General features: G+C 56.9%; 18 protein-coding genes, 1 tRNA gene and 1 pseudogene. All 20 read left to right on the forward strand.

Annotation, left to right across the window (positions count from 1 at the left end; all coding sequences use genetic code 11):
• Window positions 1–2 precede the first annotated feature (2 nt).
• The 20 genes and pseudogenes from CBW50_RS06740 (at window position 3) to CBW50_RS28700 (ending at window position 16,614) form a co-directional block, all read left to right on the forward strand.
• Window positions 3–830 carry a hypothetical protein gene (locus CBW50_RS06740; RefSeq protein ID WP_139842422.1) on the forward strand — a complete coding sequence of 276 codons (828 nt, stop codon included), beginning with the start codon at window positions 3–5 and terminating at the stop codon, window positions 828–830.
• A complete protein-coding gene (locus CBW50_RS28685; protein ID WP_139842423.1) occupies window positions 827–1,105 on the forward strand; it encodes a hypothetical protein in 279 nt (92 codons plus the stop codon). Before CBW50_RS06740 ends, CBW50_RS28685 begins: the two co-directional genes overlap by 4 nt.
• Window positions 1,102–1,842, forward strand: coding sequence for a hypothetical protein (locus CBW50_RS28690; RefSeq protein WP_139842424.1), 741 nt, complete (start codon window positions 1,102–1,104; stop codon window positions 1,840–1,842). Before CBW50_RS28685 ends, CBW50_RS28690 begins: the two co-directional genes overlap by 4 nt.
• Window positions 1,839–2,669, forward strand: coding sequence for a hypothetical protein (locus CBW50_RS06750; RefSeq protein WP_139842425.1), 831 nt, complete (start codon window positions 1,839–1,841; stop codon window positions 2,667–2,669). The genes CBW50_RS28690 and CBW50_RS06750 overlap by 4 nt, the downstream gene beginning before the upstream one ends.
• On the forward strand, window positions 2,669–4,447 hold the full coding sequence (locus tag CBW50_RS06755) for a hypothetical protein (protein ID WP_086144823.1): 1,779 nt from the start codon (window positions 2,669–2,671) through the stop codon (window positions 4,445–4,447). Before CBW50_RS06750 ends, CBW50_RS06755 begins: the two co-directional genes overlap by 1 nt.
• A 14-nt stretch (window positions 4,448–4,461) precedes the next feature.
• Window positions 4,462–4,644, forward strand: a complete 183-nt coding sequence (locus CBW50_RS06760) for a hypothetical protein (protein ID WP_086144824.1) — start codon at window positions 4,462–4,464, stop codon at window positions 4,642–4,644.
• Between the two features lie 75 nt (window positions 4,645–4,719).
• The gene (locus tag CBW50_RS06765; protein ID WP_070313495.1) at window positions 4,720–5,148 is read left to right on the forward strand and encodes a hypothetical protein; all 429 of its coding nucleotides are present in this window, start codon (window positions 4,720–4,722) and stop codon (window positions 5,146–5,148) included.
• A 23-nt stretch (window positions 5,149–5,171) separates the two neighbouring features.
• A complete protein-coding gene (locus CBW50_RS06770; RefSeq protein ID WP_226935917.1) occupies window positions 5,172–5,660 on the forward strand; it encodes a glycoside hydrolase family 19 protein in 489 nt (162 codons plus the stop codon).
• Window positions 5,657–5,797, forward strand: coding sequence for a hypothetical protein (locus tag CBW50_RS29280; RefSeq protein WP_172404696.1), 141 nt, complete (start codon window positions 5,657–5,659; stop codon window positions 5,795–5,797). Before CBW50_RS06770 ends, CBW50_RS29280 begins: the two co-directional genes overlap by 4 nt.
• A 785-nt stretch (window positions 5,798–6,582) precedes the next feature.
• Window positions 6,583–8,070: a nucleobase:cation symporter-2 family protein gene (locus CBW50_RS06775; RefSeq protein WP_086144825.1), complete on the forward strand. Its 1,488-nt coding sequence runs from the start codon at window positions 6,583–6,585 to the stop codon at window positions 8,068–8,070.
• A gap of 68 nt (window positions 8,071–8,138) precedes the next feature.
• Window positions 8,139–8,225, forward strand: a tRNA-Leu gene (locus tag CBW50_RS06780).
• Between the two features lie 173 nt (window positions 8,226–8,398).
• Complete coding sequence (locus tag CBW50_RS06785; RefSeq protein WP_086144826.1) at window positions 8,399–9,607, forward strand: integrase arm-type DNA-binding domain-containing protein; 1,209 nt, start codon at window positions 8,399–8,401, stop codon at window positions 9,605–9,607.
• A 319-nt stretch (window positions 9,608–9,926) separates the two neighbouring features.
• On the forward strand, window positions 9,927–10,319 hold the full coding sequence (gene mobC, locus CBW50_RS06790; protein WP_071075382.1) for a plasmid mobilization relaxosome protein MobC: 393 nt from the start codon (window positions 9,927–9,929) through the stop codon (window positions 10,317–10,319).
• A pseudogene (locus tag CBW50_RS30285) lies at window positions 10,309–11,028 on the forward strand (relaxase/mobilization nuclease domain-containing protein); the annotation flags it as partial. The gene mobC and the pseudogene CBW50_RS30285, both read left to right, overlap by 11 nt.
• Before the next feature lie 172 nt (window positions 11,029–11,200).
• Window positions 11,201–11,551 carry a hypothetical protein gene (locus tag CBW50_RS30290; protein ID WP_367301822.1) on the forward strand — a complete coding sequence of 117 codons (351 nt, stop codon included), beginning with the start codon at window positions 11,201–11,203 and terminating at the stop codon, window positions 11,549–11,551.
• On the forward strand, window positions 11,548–12,153 hold the full coding sequence (locus CBW50_RS30295; RefSeq protein WP_226936019.1) for a DNA-primase RepB domain-containing protein: 606 nt from the start codon (window positions 11,548–11,550) through the stop codon (window positions 12,151–12,153). The genes CBW50_RS30290 and CBW50_RS30295 overlap by 4 nt, the downstream gene beginning before the upstream one ends.
• 318 nt (window positions 12,154–12,471) lie before the next feature.
• Window positions 12,472–12,723: a hypothetical protein gene (locus tag CBW50_RS06800; protein ID WP_086144828.1), complete on the forward strand. Its 252-nt coding sequence runs from the start codon at window positions 12,472–12,474 to the stop codon at window positions 12,721–12,723.
• Window positions 12,724–13,195: 472 nt separating this feature from the next.
• A complete protein-coding gene (locus tag CBW50_RS06805; RefSeq protein ID WP_086144829.1) occupies window positions 13,196–15,391 on the forward strand; it encodes a hypothetical protein in 2,196 nt (731 codons plus the stop codon).
• A 553-nt stretch (window positions 15,392–15,944) separates the two neighbouring features.
• Window positions 15,945–16,127: a hypothetical protein gene (locus tag CBW50_RS28695; RefSeq protein ID WP_139842426.1), complete on the forward strand. Its 183-nt coding sequence runs from the start codon at window positions 15,945–15,947 to the stop codon at window positions 16,125–16,127.
• Window positions 16,128–16,350: 223 nt separating this feature from the next.
• Window positions 16,351–16,614: a hypothetical protein gene (locus CBW50_RS28700; protein ID WP_139842427.1), complete on the forward strand. Its 264-nt coding sequence runs from the start codon at window positions 16,351–16,353 to the stop codon at window positions 16,612–16,614.
• The last annotated feature ends 571 nt before the right edge of the window (window positions 16,615–17,185 follow it).

Genomic DNA, 17,185 nt, shown 5'->3' on the forward strand with positions numbered 1-17,185 from the left:
TCATGAATGACCGTGACGTGCTGTTGCAGGCAACGTCGCCACGGCTGACGGCGCCGGAAGCGGGGGCCGCGCTGCTGCTGACGGTGGACACGCCCGTGTTCCACGTCAGCACCAGCGGCGCCGGCTCGCCGGCCGCCATCAATTTCAAGGCCACGCAAATCAATTTGCCCGGCACCGTGCAATGGAGCTGCAGCGCTGGCGGCGTCCTGAGCGGTAGCGGTAACACGCGTAGCCTGGCCTATAGCGCCATGTCGGTGCAGCAGGTCACCGTGACCGCCACTTTGCTGCACGACAGCGGCGTGACGTTCACGGCGCAGCAGATCGTCAACAAGGTGCAGGACGGCGTGAATGGCGTGCCTGGATCGAATGGCAGCAGCGGCAAGTCAGCGCGCCAGTGCTTCACGCTGATCGACGGCTATGCGCTGGCCTTCAATCCGGCCAGCGTGACGGTGCAGGGCGACGCTTATCCCCCCGTGGGTACCTGGGGCGAGACGCGCCCCTGGGGCGCGGCCATCAATGGCGCCCCGGCGGAACGGCAGGTGTGGTTCCAGTCCAGCGGCAACTACGATCCGGTAACCAACCAGACTGTGTGGACGACTCCTTTCCAGAGCTATGCCAAGTTTGGCTCGCTGGAGGCGATTTCGACCAAGACGGGGGCGTTGACGTTCAGCGATACCTGCAAGTCGGAAAATGGGAATGTGGCTATTAATGCGGATGGTACGTTTTTGTTAAGGTCCCAAGGCAATGAGCGAATGGAACTTACGCCGAAAGGTTTCTATTTGTTTTCTGACGGTAAGCCCGTTATTGAGTTAGGAGTACCATATAAATGACAGAATTTGCATTGATTATTCGAGAACCTGGAACCCAACGGATTAAATTTGATTCGCGCCTAGCGGTAGGGGGAGTATGTTTGGGTTTGTATAATGTGCCAACAGGCGGTCGATTTTTTTCATTCCCAACGATGGGGCCCGGTTTGTCGGGAATCGTCGTCAGGCCAAGTGGTAATGCCATGAGTGACGGAGGCTATAGATATGAGGGGAGTCTTTATCCAATATTTATTTTTCAGTTTGGCATTGATGAGCCGGTCGCGCTTTTTGTTAAATGAGCATCCGCTTACGTATCAATAATGGGAGCCAAGAATTGGTTGTCAGTTCAGAAGGACGTTTGCCTTACTGTATTGGCAAAGCTGCCTTGCATTCGATTGTACAACCGGCTGGGCGTGTCCCTTCAGCGGAGCCTGGACGTGTGGCAGGATATTCGATTTATCGAATCCTTCATACAGGACCGATACTTGTGGCCTTTGATATGCCAATTGGCCGTCATGTCGGCATTAATCGTGTGACTAGCCCTAATCCAGGCGTATGGGAGATCGAGGCCTATTGCGGTGGAAATCCAGATGAATATGGATTTGATACTCAGTATCCAGTTGATATATGGATTTTTGGTTTTTCTAAATCGCGCGCTTCACCATTAGGGCTAGTTTTGCATGATGAGAACGACGGTAGTATATCTGCTGATTTTACTCAAGATTCTCCTCTTTTTCCACGTGCGTTTGGTGATGGCTTTGCAGCGAAGAATGGAATTAGTATTCCAGAAATGCGACGACCTGTTGGGATTGGAATGCCAGGATATGCGGCAATTCTCAATACTCGTGAACGATGGAGTATTTATACGATGTTGCATATTGAGATTTTTTCATATTGGCATCGCGTCAGCGAGACACTTATTAAAGTGGGAAATAAAACAGCAATTCGATGCATGCTTGATATGGAAGAGGACAGCAAGAGTATTTTCGATGGCCCTGGGCCACTATTTATTATTGAGGGGGCTAATTTGCCATGAAAAATCTTCGCATCATCCACCACAACGCGGCCGACCAGACCGTCATCACGGCATCAAGCCAGTCTGGCGCGCTTACCGTAGCGAATTTGTTGACAGACATTAAATCCGAAGTTTGGCGGTCGACAGGCACAAACGCCACCCTGCGCGCAGTTTTCCCTTCAGCCGCTTTGATCGGCGCTGTGGCGCTGCCATTTTGCAACTTGAGTTCGGCCGCCACCTTGCGTGTGCGCGGCTACGTATTGGCGAGCGATTCGACACCCGCATTCGACACGGGCACGGTGCAGGCTTGTGCACACCAGCCGCTGGGTGCCTGGGACTGGGGCCTGGAACCCTTGGGTGTGAACGCTTTTTCGTATGGCGGCGGCGCCTACGGGCGCATCTGGTTTGCACCGACTTGGGTGGAAAAGCTGGAAATTGACATCGATGACGCGCTCAATCCTGCCGGCTACATTGAGGCGTCGCGCCTTGTCGCCGGCATGTACTGGTCGCCTGAAAGCAATGCCGACTATGGTGCTTCGGTGACGGCCGACGATGCCAGCCAGCATTACCGCAATGAAGGCGGTGATTTGCTGACGAATGTGGGACCGCGCAGCCGCAAGCTGGCTCTGAGCCTGACTGCCATGTCGCCACCCGACCGCAGCAAGTTGATGGCCATCTTGCGCGGCAATGGCAAGTCGCGTCCGGTCTTCATCAGCCTCTTTCCGGAATCCGACGACCCCTTGCTGGAGCAGGATCACCAGGTATACGGCAAGCTGCCCGATGCGGCTGCCGTCACCACGCCGCAATTCGAACGTTATTCGACATCCATTACTGTAGAGGAAATCTGATGCCAGCCAATTTTTATCCCGGGCAAACGGACTATGTGCGCAAGCTCAACGACTTGGCGCTTGCTAAGGATGTCGCGGATATTCCGCGCAATGCGGCTGCTGCTGCGGCCAGTGCGGCAGCGGCGGGACTGGCCGCTACCAGCGCCAGCGCAGATGCAGTTAAAGCATCCGCGCAGGCCGCATCCGCAAGCGCCGCGTTTGTTTCGCTCGACGCGCGCTATCTCGGTGCTAAAGCGCTGGCGCCGACATCGGACAACGCTGGCGCAGCGCTGCTGGCCGGCGCGACCTACTGGGACACGGTGCTGAACGGCGGCTGCCTGCGCGTATTTCAGGCTGGCGCCTGGATGACGATACCCACCAACGTGGCCTCGCAAGTTGCAAGCACGCCGGCGGGTGGCATCGTTGCGACGAATGTGCAGGCCGCGCTGGCCGAATTGGATACCAAAAAAGCGGTGCGCGCGACGACGCTGGCTGGCTATGGCATTACTGATGCGCAGCCTAGCTCGTATGTGCCGGCCTGGGGCAGCATTACTGGTAAGCCACAGTTTGCGGCGGTGGCTACGTCAGGCAGCAAGGTTGATGTTGGCCTGGGTAGCGTCGACAATACGGCCGATATGGACAAGCCAGTCAGCATTACGCAAAGAGCGGCGCTGGATTTAAAGGCATCGCAGAACGGTGATGTCACACTGGACTTTAAATTAGCCAGTATTAACGGTTCGTTCATCGGCGGTATGCAGAATCGTGTCATCAACGGCGATATGCGTATCAATCAACGTGGTGTACCTAATTCGGGCACATATCTCATTGGTTATGGTTTGGATCGCTGGAACTACGATGCATCGGTGGCAGGTAAGGTTGCCTATGGCCCTAATTTTTACAATGTGGCAACTCGTGCCCCCGGCTTCCCTAATTACCTTGGTTTGGGCGCTCAAGGCGCTTATTCTGCCTCGGCTATAGAGGCATACCTCTTACAGCAGGTAATTGAGGGCAATCATTTAGCCGACCTGCAATATGGCACAGCCAGTGCAAAAACTTGCACGTTGTCCGCTTGGGTTTACTCGAACATCGCTGGTTCACATTCGGGTGCTTTATACAACATTTTGGCAAACAAAAGCTATGTGTTTTCTTTCTCGGTTCCCGTAGCGAACACATGGACGAAAATCGCTGTCTCTATCCCCGGTGACCTTGCAAGTGCAATGAACACGAATAATATGCAAGGCCTGCACCTGCGCTTTAACTTGGGGTCGGGGGTTAACTTTGTACGTCCAGTAACAGGTACTTGGATTACTGGCAACATGACAGGTGTAGCCGGTGCTGTAAACATGTTAGCTAATAATGGCAACTTCCTGATCACAGGTGTGCAGTTTGAAGTAGGCACAGCAACACCATTCTCGCGTCGCTCTATGGCAGAGGAAATGAGTCTGTGCATTCGTTACTACTGCAATTCGTTCCCTGAAGGTGCAGATGTAACTGTACTTGCTACTGACGCGCTTGGGTTAATTTTATCGGGAGGCGAAGCTGTAGATTCTCTGGAAAATAACGGCCGTCATACGGTTAAGTTTCCTATCCCTATGCGTGCTACTCCGACGATCAATATGCGGGGCTATGTGGGCAATCCGTACAGCTGGGCATGCCAAGGTACGGCAGCTCAAGGGGGTGTCCAGGGCTTTTTGGGACAAGCCGGAGAAATTACCAATAAGTACATGAAAGTAAAGTCCAATACCTCGGCTCGTCAGTACAATATCCAAGGTAACTGGGAAGCCATCGCCGAAATTTAAGATTAGGAGAACGCATGTACACCATCGCAGAAGAGGCAAACGTAATCATACGTGAAGCGGACGGGGCGATCATACCGATGGATTGCCAGAACGTCGATTACATAAAATATACGGAGTGGCTTGCGGACGGGGGCATGCCGAAGCAGTTTGAAGCCCCATTGCTTGACGCAGTGCCCGCAGACGAACGGATGACCTAAGTTCCTGTATTTCTTATACCTCATCAACAAACCCGCTTCGGCGGGTTTTTCATTTCCACCACCTGAAAGGCAACCATGGCCCTCGAAACCACCGCCGCCGGCGGCGCATTGATCAAACTGTTTGGCGTGCCCGTGCTGGCCGGCGCCGCCGCCACGTCGCTGGGCTTCATGTTCATGTGGCCCCAAACCACCAAGGAGGCATTTATTCGTTTTTGTTCCAGCATCATCATTTCCACCTTTCTCGGCCCTGTGCTTGTGGCCGCCGTGCTGTCGTGGTGGCCCAGCCTGTTCGACAGTGCGAAAACCGTGGCGGGCCTGTATGGCGGCGACCCGGCCACGGGATTTTTATTTATCGCCGCGCCGCTGATGGTGGCTGCCGGCTTGCCTGCCTGGTGGGTACTGGGCGCCTGCGTGCGCTGGTTCGATAAGCGGCGCGGCAAGGATATCGGCGAACTGGCGGCCGATGCGGCCGCTGCCGTCAAGGATGTGCGGGGCATGCTGTGACAGGCGCGCAATTGATGCAGATCATGCCGTTAGCCGGCCGCCGCGCTACGCTATTCCTGGCACCGCTGAATGCGGCGATGAGCGAGTTCAGCATCGATACGCCGCTGCGCCAGGCGGCGTTTCTGGCGCAGGTGGGGCACGAATCGGGACAGTTGCGTTATGTGCGCGAGCTGGCCAGCGGCACGGCCTATGAAGGACGCGCGGACCTGGGGAACGTGGTCGCTGGCGATGGCGTGCGCTTCAAGGGGCGTGGCTTGCTGCAGGTGACGGGGCGCGCCAACTATGCGGCGTGCGGCGTGGCGCTGGATATCGACTTGCTGGCGGCGCCGCAGTTGCTGGAGGAAACGACTTTCGCGTGTCGCTCGGCGGGCTGGTTCTGGCAATCGCGCGGCTTGAACCGCCTGGCCGACGCGGGTGACCAGGAACGGGTGACGCGCCGCATCAACGGCGGCGTGAACGGCCTGGCAGAGCGTCTGTCCTTGTACCAGGCTGCGCGCAAGGTGCTGGCATGAAGCCGTCGTTGAGCATTTTGGCCATGCTGTTGCTGCTGGGGGCAGCTATGTTTTCCGCGCAGCGTTGGGGACGCGAAGCAGGTCGTGCAGCGTGCGCGGCGCAAGTGCAGGAGACGCAGGGGCTGTTGCTGCGCTAGAACCAGGCCCTGAATGCGATGCGGGAGGAGGGCGCACGCCGGTCGGTGCGGTTACGCCAGGCGCTGGGCAGCGCACAGGTCGGGCAGGCTGATGCCCAGGCAGCTGCGAGGCGTATCCTGGCGCTGCAGCCCGAAGGCGAAGCCTGCCGTGCCGCCGAGGCGCTGATCGCCAGCGAAATGCCATGAGGCCAACGCGTGAGAGTGCAGGCAGGCGGGCAAAGAGGCGGAGTGTCGAGTGTGCCAGCACGCTATTGTTGGTGAGTTTCTTGAGCGGCTGTGCGACATGCCTGCCAGCATCGAAGGTGGACGCTGTGCCCGTGAGCGCGCCATGCATAGCCACGCGTCCTGTCGCGCCCGCCTTGCCAGCGGTACCATCCCATGGCATCTTCGAGCAAGTGCAAGCCTTGCTGGCGCGTGAACAGCTACGTGCCGCCCATGTCCGCCAACTGGAATCGCTGCTTGATGTCTGCTCTAGCGGCTAAATCCTTGTCACCTGCCAGCACTGTCGCATTTTTGCCGCTTTTCGGTGCATGCGCAGGGGGCGCCATGCGAGAAATCGGTGCATGCACCGTCAGATTGGTCAATCGCTGGTGATTTTCGGCACAATTTCCGCATACAATTGACCTGGCACGATGCATGCATGCTCAGCCATGGGCATTCGCCCGTTCAAGGAGCTTCGCATGCATCGTCGGTCGCCATTGTATTCCTGTCGTCCCGTTTCTCTCTTGCTTTCCCCTTGCACCCGCGTCCATCCTGGCCGCGGCAACCCAGGAAATGGAGCGTAAATGGCCTCTCCCCGACTGAAATCCGTCCACCGCAGCGTGCCCGCCGCCACATCGCCCGTCGATGAAATCTTGCCTGTAGGGAAGCTATTCACCCTGGGCCTGCAGCACGTGCTCGTCATGTATGCGGGCGCCATTGCCGTGCCGCTGATCGTCGGCCGCGCCCTCAAGCTGCCGCCCGAACAGGTGGCGGCGCTGATCAGTGCCGACCTGTTCTGCTGCGGCCTGGTGACGCTGATCCAGTCCCTGGGGATAGGCAAACACTTCGGCATCCGCCTGCCCGTGATGATGGGCGTGACCTTTGCCGCCGTCAGCCCGATGCTGGCCATGGCGAATAACCCGTCCCTGGGCATCAGCGGCATCTTTGGCGCCGTGATCGGCGCCGGTGTCGTGTCCATGCTGATCGCCCCCTTCATCAGCCGCCTGCTGGCGCTGTTCCCGCCCGTGGTGACGGGCAGTATCATCGCCGTGATCGGCGTGTCCCTGATGCGCGTGGGGGTGAACTGGGCCATGGGCGGACCGCCGGCCATGGCGCAGATTGCCGACCCCGCCTTTGTCCAGAGGGCCGCTGCTGCTGCGGCGGCCGGCTTGCCCGCGCCGCCAGGCCCCGTGCCCATGATCGCCAATCCCGGCTACGGCGCGCTGGACAATATGGGCATCGCCTTCTTCGTGCTGGCTGTCATCTTGCTGGTGGCCAAGTACGGCAGGGGATTTCTGTCAAATATCGCTGTCTTGATCGGCATCATCGCCGGCACGGCCTTGTCATTTGCGCTGGGCAAGGCCGATTTCGCCAAGGTGGCCAGCGCCAAGGCCTTTGCCATCGTCACGCCGTTTCAGTTCGGCATGCCGACTTTCGACCTGGTCGCTATCGTGACCATGAGCCTGGTGATGATCGTCGTCATGATCGAGTCCCTGGGCATGTTCCTGGCCTTGGGCGAGATGACGGGCAAGCGTATCGAACAGGCCGACATCAGCCGCGGCTTGCGCGTCGACGGCCTGGGCACCCTGATCGGCGGCATTTTCAATACCTTTCCCTACACCTCGTTCTCGCAGAATGTGGGCCTGGTGGGCGTGACGGGCGTGCGCAGCCGCTGGGTGTGCGTGGCGGCCGGCATCATTCTGCTCGTCATGGGCGTCATCCCGAAGATCGCGCAGACGGCCGAAGCCGTGCCGGCATTCGTGCTGGGTGGGGCAGGGCTGGTGATGTTCGGCATGGTCGCCGCCACCGGCATCCGCATCCTGGCCGGCGTCGACTACAGGAGCAACCGCAACAACCTTTTCATCGTGGCCCTGTCGATCGGCTTCGGCATGCTGCCGCTGGTGGCGGAACAATACGCGCAGCATATGCCCAAGGTACTGTCGCCATTGTTGCACAGCGGCATCCTGCTGGCCGCCATCGTCGCCGTGCTGCTCAATTTGTTCTTCAATGGTCTGGCGTGCGCAGATGCGGCGCGGGAGCAGGCGCGCACGAACAGTCATGGGAGCGAGTGAGGGAGACCGGCCAATTGCCAGGCAAGATGGTGCAATCCATATCACTTGTGCTAGAATCTTGCCGCGCTGCCCGGATGGTGAAACTGGTAGACACTGGAGACTTAAAATCTCCCGCCTGTAAGGGCGTGCCGGTTCGATTCCGGCTCCGGGCACCAAGAACTCAGCCGTAAAAATCCAAGAACGTCCAAAAACCCGCCTTCGTCATAGGAGAGCGGGTTTTTTGTTGTCCATCCGCGTCCCTTGGCGTACATTAAAAGCGATGAACTTTGTTGGTACTTTTTGCTGGATTTAGGATTTTCTCTAAAAAAATACCATCAGGGAGTGCGCCATGCCACTGTCCGATCTGCTTATCCGCCATGCCGTCTACAAGGGCACGCCCAGCGGCGACAAGTATCCCGACCTGTACGGCATGTACCTGCTGGTCACCCGAACGGGCAAGTACTGGCGCATGAATTACCGCCATGCAGGCAAGCAAAAAACGCTGGCGTTCGGCGTCTACCCCCGCGTGAGCCTGGCCCAGGCGCGGCGCAAGGCCGAAGACGCGCGCAAGGCGCTGGCCGAAGGAATCGATCCGAACGGCGTCAAGCGCGCGCAGAAGGCCGAGCAGCGCAGCGCCGCCTTGAATACCTTCGACAAGCTGGCGCGCCAGTGGCTGCTCACTATCCAGCGCAACGGCAGCGCCAGCACGCGCAAGAAAGTCGGCAACTGGCTCGAAGGCGACGTCATCCCCTACCTGGGCAAGATGCCGCTCAACACCATCCGCCCACGCGACGTGCTGCGCGTGGTGCAGCGCGTCGAGGCGCGCGGCGCGATCGATTCGGCGCACCGCATCAAGCAGCTGTGCGGCCAGGTGCTGCGCTTCGGCGTGGCGATGGACCTCGTCGAGCGCGACGTCACGGCGGACCTGAAAGGCGCATTGACGCCGGTGCCGAGAACGCACTACCCGGCACTGACGGAACCGGGCGATGTCGCGCCGCTGCTGCGCGCCATTTATGGCTACCAGGGCCACGTCACGGCGGTGGCGGCGCTGAAATTKGCGCCCMTGCTGTTCGTGCGTCCCGGCGAACTGCGCGCCGCCGAATGGAGCGAAATCGATCTCGATGCCGCCGCGTGGCGCATCCCGGCCAGGAAAATGAAAATGCAGCTCGAACACCTGGTGCCGCTGCCGACACAGGCCGTGGCGATCCTGCGCGCGCTGCAGCCAGTCACCGGCGAAGGCCGCTATGTGTTTCCCGGCCTGCGCAGCGGCCAGCGCTGCATGAGCGAAAACACCATCAATGCGGCGCTGCGTTCCCTGGGCTATGCCAAGGAAGTCATGACCGGCCACGGTTTCCGCGCCATGGCCCGCACCATCCTCGACGAAGTGCTGCAAGAGCGCGTGGACCTGATCGAGCACCAGCTGGCGCACAGCGTCATCGACCCGAACGGGCGCGCCTACAACCGCACGGCGCACCTGCCTGCGCGCCGCGCCATGATGCAGCGCTGGGCCGACTATCTCGACGCCCTGCGCGACGGCGTCGCCACGCCGCCAGCCTGACGGCGACGCCCGCCGGGAGAAAGAAAACCAGTGGCGGCGCTGGCAGGAACAGGTGTGGCGATACGCATGCCTGTCGCCTGCGCGCCACGATGGGCGACACGGCGTGCGTCCACCCGCATCCGCCGTCGTCCTGTTTCGCGACAGCGCCCGCGCTGTTTGATATCGCGTAAGAAAAGCGGCTGGCCCGCGCCTACATTAAAGACCGGGGAGCCGCGGGCGCGTGGGCTGGCGAGGAGCAAGCCATGTTTTCGCTTCGCTCAAACCGGCTTGCCCTGCGGGGCCATCCTCGCTGCGCTCGTCCACCACGCCAGGAGCATCGATGCACGCCGAGACCACGCCACGCAAGCGACAAGGCGGCCGCCCGAAAGGCGACCCGGCCGCCGTGCGCGGCGCCACCATCGGCGTGCGCGTCTCGGCCGCCGAACATGCGGCGCTGCTGGAACGCGCCGCCCGCATGCAGATGCGTCCCGCCCAATGGCTGCGCGCCGCAGCGCTGGCGCGCACCTTGCCCCCGCCGCCCGTCGCCGCCATCAACCGCGAACACTACGTGGAACTGGCCCGCCTGGCGTCCAACCTGAATCAGTTGACCCATCTCGCCAACGAGGGTGGCCGCGTCGCCGTGGCCGACGCCCTGCTGCAGCGGCTGATCGCGGAAACGCGCCGCCTGCGGCTGGCACTCTTGGGCGTGAAGGAGCAGGACGATGATCGCTAAGGCCATCAAGGGACGCGGCTTTCGCGGCGTGCTGGCGTATGACCTGGGCAAGGAGCAGGCGCGCGTGATCGACACCAACATGACCGGCCGCACGCCGCGCGAACTGGCGCAGGAATTCGGTGCCGTGCGCAAGCTGCGCCCAGGCCTGGGCAAGGCGGTGCTGCATGTATCGCTGTCGGCCGCGCCGGGAGAGCAGCTGTCCGACGCCCAGTGGACGCAGATCGCGGGCCGCTATCTGGCGGGCATGGGCCTGGACGACAACCAGTACCTGCTGACGCGCCATGCCGACACCCGGCATGAACACGTGCACCTGCTGGTCAATCGCGTGCGCTGCGATGGCGGCGTTGCCAGCGACAGCCACGACTACCGGCGCCAGGAAGTCATCATGCGCGCGGTCGAACGCGACTTCGGCCTGCAGCAGCTGCGCCCCTCCACCGAGGCGCCGCGCCGCGCGGCGAGCCGGGGCGAAGTCGAGGCAGGCCTGCGCACAGGCATCGCCTCGACGCGGCAGCGCCTGCAGCAGTTGTGCGACGCCGCCATCACCGGCTGCGGCAGTTTCACCGCTTTCATGCAGCGCCTGGCAGCGGCGGGCGTGGCCCTGGTGCCGGTGACGCAGCGCCATGACAGCACCCTGGCGGGCCTGTCCTACCGCCTCGATGGCGTACTGATGAAGGGCAGCGATCTGGGACGCGGATACAGTCCCATGGGATTGGCGAAACGAGGAGTCCACTATGACAAAGAGCGAGACCTTGCGGCAGTTGGCCACTGCCGAGAATACGGCGCAACTGGACGCGCTGGCGTGCAGGATGGCGCAGCTGCACCAGGCGAAGCTGGCCAGCGCCGAGGAACTGGCGGCGATCCTGGAGCCGCTGGCGCAGGCGATGGCGGCCCTGACGGACGAGGCGCACCAGACGATGCAGCAGCTGAACGTCGATGGCACGCGCCAGGGGGAGCAGTTCCGGCACCAGATCGAGGCGGCGGCGAGCGCCTGGCGCAGCGCGGAACAGGCGGCGCGCGTGAGCGCCCGGGCAATCGAATCCAGCAACCAGACGCTGTCGCAGCGCCAGTATCTGCTGGCCGCGCTGGTGGGCATGATGACGGGGCTGCTCGCCAGCGCATTATGGCTCTGTCTGGCACCTGCCCCCAGGCTGCAGAACGTGCTGGACGCGCAGCAGCTGGCCGCGCTGATCCGGCCCGCGACCGCAGCCTGGAAGCCGTGCGCGGGCAAATGACGGCACTGGGCTGCGCCCAGTTCGTCGTCAGGCTGGCGCAGGCAAGGGACGGCAAGCAAGAGACGCGGCAGTGGAGCGGGCTGGAACTGCTGCGCAGCCTGGCCTGGCTCAAGCGCATGAACGCGCGCGGCTACGACATCACCGTGCGGCCCGCAGGCCAGCATGGCCTGGTGCTGCTCGACGGCTTGCAAGAGGCTGACTTGCAGCGCCAGGAGGTGCGCGGCTGGCAAAGCGCCGCCGTGGTGGAAACGCGGCGTGGCCGCTTCCAGGCCTGGATCAAACTGTCCGCGCAGCCCGTCGCAGACGCCTTGCGCGGCCAGGCGACATCGCGCCTGGCGTCCGAGCTTTGCCGCAGCGGCAGCGGCAGCGCCATCACGGTTGCCGAATTTGGCGCGCTGGCCGGATTAACCTGCCACGCTCCGGGCATGGCCGAAGGGCCAGCGGCACGCTATGCGCTGCTGCACGCATCGAGCGGTGCAGTGGCAGCCGCCGCAGCACCCTGCCTGGAGCGCATGGCGCACCTGCCGGACCCGCCGCTACCGCCCAGGCTATCCATGCCGCAGGGCGCTGTCCGGAAACGCTCGAGCGGGCGCGCCAGATAACCGGCCAGGTGCTGGCGACCTTAGCAGCAGCTTTACCGGTTGTATTTCGGCATGGCGGCGAACGTTTGGTGTATAGGAAAGCTTTTGCACGGGCGTGATAGTGCGTGTAGTTTTCCGTTCGGCAATTTGCTATTTTCGGGAGCGCTTGTCGGCTGCGGATTCAATTAAGTAACGGCGGCAAGCGGCCAGAAGCAGCCATTTAGAGCAGAGTGACAATGTGTGAGAATTTCTGCTTGGCAATCCGCTATGCTCTGCTGCCGCTATCGGCCAATAGCAGCCACGAGCATTGATTAATGATTTTTGCCAGATTGAATGGAAATGAACATCAAGGACTACGAGAACCTGCCAGATGGACTTGATCCTTTGACGGTTTGGGAGCATACCAGGATTGCACTAATCGAATCCGAAGGGGGGGGGACAAGTGCCTTACCCTCCGTAAACTTCACGAGCTCGCGCACCATCAATGGCACACCTTTGAAATTCCCCCATCAGGTCTTCGCGATCAGTTACAAAGTTGGCTTCATGAGCATTGGCAGCATTCGTATCAGTTCATTGAATCCGTTCTGCTAATTGCCTATAGTTTCTGTCTAAACAAGGGGATTTATTCTAAGGCGCTAGAAGAGTTCCCTGGTGCTTTCAGCTTGAGCGAGCAAGATCTTGAACAGTCAGCAGGCGAAAGCATGAATCCGTGGTGGTCTTTGGCTCCAAAAGTAAAATGACTGAGCAAGGCGTAAGCATGTTTTTCTTTGACATGTGACCGCTTTTGGGAGCAGCCTACCAATGACAGCAAACGGCCAGAAGCGGTCGCTCACAATATTGAATCGCTGCTATTTGGCCGTCTTTCCATTCCTCATTTAGACTCTACAGACTGCCGTCCGGATTGAGATAAACTGAAGCAACTTCAACGGTTTGGATATTAAAAATATTCGTGAAGGATTTTTGGTGCAGCTCACGCGAGGTACGAGAGGTATAGTGAATAGACCTTTCAGGAAAAAGTTTTAATGTGGTATTTTTCAATTAAAATATTTTACAGGAAAATAAAATGCGCTGGCAAGATTTAGAACGCGAAGTTAGAAAAATTGCGGAATCGGTTTGGTCAACAAAGGCCGAGCCAGAAAACGTGGCTGATATTCGCTGCGATACCGTTTTAAAAATAAAAAAAGACTATTGGATACTTATAGAAATATCGAAGCGAGATGATCTGAATAAATTGAGAGGCGATGTTGCAAAACTAAATTCAATGAAGCAGGCATTATTGAGCAAAAGAATTTACTCGGAAAGTTTCTTTGTAACATCTGGTGACTATACTTCGCTGAGAGGAACCGGTGAAGCATTAGATGTAGAGGTTCATAGCTTGGAAACTTTTGCCTCAAAATTTATAGGCTCATCCCAATATATAGCTGAACGATTACGCAGCCCTTTTGGAAGCGCTGTCGATCCTGACACAGGCAACGTCGACGAGAAGTATTACACCCCTATACGATATTTAGATGACTCTGGCAGAGAATACACTGTATCCGACATAACTGAAAAATTAAAACACGGCACCAAAATCGTGTTGATGGGGGAGTTCGGATCGGGTAAATCTCGTTGCATAATGGAAGTTTTTAGAAGTTTAATTGTTAATAATTCTCAATTTCCACCGCTCGCAATTAATCTTCGGGAAAGTTACGGAGTTAAAAAGTTTAATAGATTGATTGCTGATCATTTAGATATATTAGGTTTAGGTGAATATAGCGATAATATTGTTCGAAGTGTTCGGCACGGACAGCAAATAATTTTGCTAGACGGATTTGACGAGATTGGTTCGCAGCCATGGTCAGGTGATCCAAATCGGCTTAGGGAAGTCAGGAAGAAAAGTCTTGAGGGGGTAAGGGACCTGATTTCCTCCGCAGGCGCCGCAGGGATTTTCCTTGCAGGAAGGGAACATTACTTTTCTTCCGATATTGAAATGGCAGAATGTTTAGGGCTTAATCTTCCTGATGTATTGTTATTGAAATCCCCTAGTGAATTCTCCAGTGATGAGCTAGCCGAATACCTAAAACTTAATACTAAACTACAAGCTGTTCCGGACTGGATGCCGCGTAAGCCACTGATCTGCCAACTTCTAGCTAGATTGAGCAATGAAGAGGTCGAACGGATTGAATCTGCGGCTGAGGGGGAATTGGAATTTTTCGAAAGCGTATTTGATGCTATATGCGCGCGAGAAACTAAAGCAAATCCCGCTATTTTCAAGGACAGTTTAAAGAATATTTTGCTTTCATTGGCTCAGCGCACTAGGGAAAAGTATGAGGGTAGCGAAAATATAACTGCAGAAGAAATAAATACCGTATTTTTTGAAGTGACAGGATCGCCGCCTATTGATGAAGCTGCACAGTTGTTGCAAAAACTCCCTTATTTGGGGCGGACGGGTGATGGAGGAGCAGAGAGAATTTTTGTCGATGACTATGCTAAAGACGGACTTCGTGGAATAGCACTTGGAAATTCATCGCTGAAATCAGAGAAATCGATTGCTAAAAAAAGGTGGCTTCAGCCATTAGGGGAGTTAGGTTTGCGCATGTTCACGCGCGTGGCCGGGCTAGAGCATGAAACAGAAAAGTTTGTAAAATATTGTTGCTCACATGTCAACACGCAAATAGGTTGCGATTTTGTAGCTGCTAAAATTTTTCAGGGGCAAGAAGCAATCGATTTTCGAGGTTTTTCTGTATTCGATGGCCGAATAAAAGAATTACCTCTAGTTGATATAGAAATTTCTAATCTTTCAATTGTAGGTGTAGAAATTGAAAAGTTAGTTATTGAAGGTGCGAATTTCAATTCAACAACATTCACAGATTGCATGATTACAGTTCTAAAAGGAGCTTCAGATCTTTCTGGATTTTCTGAAGTATTTTTCGCACCTATTGTAGGGAAAAGTGAAGACACGTCTTCGGTAGCAAAAATAAGTGAACTAAATCTCACAAATAAGCAAAAAACGTTGCTAGCTATTCTAAAAAAACTTTTCTTTCAAAAGGGGCGCGCCCGACAGGAGGAAGCACTTCTAAGAGGAGCCGAAAAATATTGGGATGCAGAAGCTGCCGAAAAAGCTATTCAGTATATGGTATTGCACAAAATTGTTACCCGCGATCCAGGTCGACAAGGGAGCCTTTATGCGCCTCAAAGGAAATACACTCGACGTATTGAGCAAATAATGAAAATGCAAAATAATTCAAAAGATGATTTGTGGCTTGCAATAATTTGACGTTGCATTTTATTTAATCACGAATGGTTTTACAGATGGTGCAATGGATTTTCTCTTCCCTCCCATTTAGAAATAAGTTTCCGCACCTAGTCTTGGCGTGCTTGATCGACCATTCCGAGAAGGTGCGCGAAGCCTAGGTGTCAAGACCCGCCGGGTTGCAGCGGTTGCACTCGCGTACCGGTGGGCGTCTGGAGGGCAGAGCGCGTTTCGCCGAAGGTCCTCTTTGGGGCGTAAGCGGACACCGCAATACAGAAGCAGCCACCTCAAAAAATCGCAGTAGTTTCGGCCATGCTTTTCAAGAAGGTATTCCCTTACTGCTGATGCTTGCAGGAACGAAAATACAAAGTCAAAAAAAACTTCAACGCGAGTACTAGCATTTGACGTTTTTTGTACTAGACTATTTGTCTGAAGTCACCAGCAACCGCTCCAGGTGGAATGGTAACGAAGAACTTTTTCTCCAATGATGGTATTTATGATGGTATTTTTGGATATTGGCTGAGTTAACAGAGCGGTTTTCGATTCCGGCTCCGGCACCAAGAACAAAAAACGCATTATGATACAAAAGCCGCTTTCTTCTATTTTTATAGGAGAAGGCGGTTTTTTTTCATCTGTACAAAACGCAATATGCGGCATAAAACACCGAAATGCCGCTGCCATTTGCCAAAATTTACCAATGGATTTACCAAAATGGCAGCTCCGGTCATGGATGGCAGAATTTGGCGGCATCGCCACATGATCAAGGGCGTTCGTGTGTCCGTAAGCTTCGAGACCAGGGCGGCCGCTCTCGCATGGGAGGCAAGCCAGCGCGTACAACTGGCGGACGGCAAGAGGAAGGTTGTCGAAGAGACGTGCAAGGATGCGTTTGATCGCTACGGGCGCGAGGTGTCCCGGCACAAGGCTGGAAAACGCTGGGAGATCAGCCAGTCGCCGACGCCTTGCGCGGCCAGGCGGCATCCCGCATGGAGGCCGAGCTTTGCCGCAGCGGCAGCGCCATCACGGTCGCGGAATTTGGCGCGCTGGCCCGGTTGACCTGCCACGCATCGGCCATGGCCGAAGGGCCAGCGGCACGCTATGCGCTGCTGCAGGCATCGGGCGCAGCAGTGGCAACAGCCGCAGCAACCTGCCTGGAGCGCATGGCGCACCTGCCGGACCCGCCGCTACCGCCCAGGCTGCCCATGCCGCAGGGCGCTGTCCGGAAACGCTCGAGCGGACGCGCCAGATAACCGGCCAAGTGCTGGCGACCTTAGCAGCAGCTTTACCGGTTGCATTTCGACATGGTGGCGACTGTCTGGCGCGTGGGGAGTCATTTGCACGGGCGTGATAATACGTGTAGTTTTCCGTTTGACAATTTGCTATTCTCGGGGACGTTTGTCGGCTGCGGTTCAATTAGGTAACGGCGGCAAGTGGCCACTACCAGACGTTCACTTAGGCTAAATTTTTGTCACGATAAATGCGACCAAACACCTACTACTATGTTGAGTTCGAAAGTTTTGGAGATATGCCAACTCGGTCATCTTTTCGTTCTGTTAGCGAAGCTGAAGTTCTTAGTTTTTCGAATCTCAATCTTAAACCCGGCTCAGAGCTTTTTGTTGCGTGTCTTGGCGCGTCCGTAGACTACGGCAATCTTATAGTTGAAATAGATGCACAAGAACAAGCCACCATAGTCGCACATGAACATTGCGGGTTTATAGCCGAAGGACTGACGGTGAGCGCTGCTATAAATACTCTGAAGTGTTGGTTACCGTTGCAGCGCAGAACTCCAGGAATTCAATGGAGAAGCCAATGATTCTTCAG

The organism is Janthinobacterium sp. GW458P, assembly GCF_002127585.1.
In the GTDB taxonomy this organism is placed as follows: domain Bacteria; phylum Pseudomonadota; class Gammaproteobacteria; order Burkholderiales; family Burkholderiaceae_D; genus Janthinobacterium.

Coding starts and splice junctions, on each gene's coding strand:
- CBW50_RS06760 (WP_086144824.1), top strand. CDS start 4,462: ATGTACACCATCGCAGAAGAGGCAAACGTAATCATACGTGAAGCGGAC.
- CBW50_RS28690 (WP_139842424.1), top strand. CDS start 1,102: ATGAGCATCCGCTTACGTATCAATAATGGGAGCCAAGAATTGGTTGTC.
- CBW50_RS06740 (WP_139842422.1), top strand. CDS start 3: ATGAATGACCGTGACGTGCTGTTGCAGGCAACGTCGCCACGGCTGACG.
- CBW50_RS28695 (WP_139842426.1), top strand. CDS start 15,945: ATGATACAAAAGCCGCTTTCTTCTATTTTTATAGGAGAAGGCGGTTTT.
- CBW50_RS06770 (WP_226935917.1), top strand. CDS start 5,172: ATGCCGTTAGCCGGCCGCCGCGCTACGCTATTCCTGGCACCGCTGAAT.
- CBW50_RS06750 (WP_139842425.1), top strand. CDS start 1,839: ATGAAAAATCTTCGCATCATCCACCACAACGCGGCCGACCAGACCGTC.
- CBW50_RS06775 (WP_086144825.1), top strand. CDS start 6,583: ATGGCCTCTCCCCGACTGAAATCCGTCCACCGCAGCGTGCCCGCCGCC.
- CBW50_RS30295 (WP_226936019.1), top strand. CDS start 11,548: ATGACGGCACTGGGCTGCGCCCAGTTCGTCGTCAGGCTGGCGCAGGCA.
- CBW50_RS06755 (WP_086144823.1), top strand. CDS start 2,669: ATGCCAGCCAATTTTTATCCCGGGCAAACGGACTATGTGCGCAAGCTC.
- CBW50_RS28685 (WP_139842423.1), top strand. CDS start 827: ATGACAGAATTTGCATTGATTATTCGAGAACCTGGAACCCAACGGATT.
- CBW50_RS06765 (WP_070313495.1), top strand. CDS start 4,720: ATGGCCCTCGAAACCACCGCCGCCGGCGGCGCATTGATCAAACTGTTT.
- CBW50_RS06800 (WP_086144828.1), top strand. CDS start 12,472: ATGAACATCAAGGACTACGAGAACCTGCCAGATGGACTTGATCCTTTG.
- CBW50_RS30290 (WP_367301822.1), top strand. CDS start 11,201: ATGGCGGCCCTGACGGACGAGGCGCACCAGACGATGCAGCAGCTGAAC.
- CBW50_RS29280 (WP_172404696.1), top strand. CDS start 5,657: ATGAAGCCGTCGTTGAGCATTTTGGCCATGCTGTTGCTGCTGGGGGCA.
- CBW50_RS06805 (WP_086144829.1), top strand. CDS start 13,196: ATGCGCTGGCAAGATTTAGAACGCGAAGTTAGAAAAATTGCGGAATCG.
- CBW50_RS28700 (WP_139842427.1), top strand. CDS start 16,351: ATGGAGGCCGAGCTTTGCCGCAGCGGCAGCGCCATCACGGTCGCGGAA.
- mobC (WP_071075382.1), top strand. CDS start 9,927: ATGCACGCCGAGACCACGCCACGCAAGCGACAAGGCGGCCGCCCGAAA.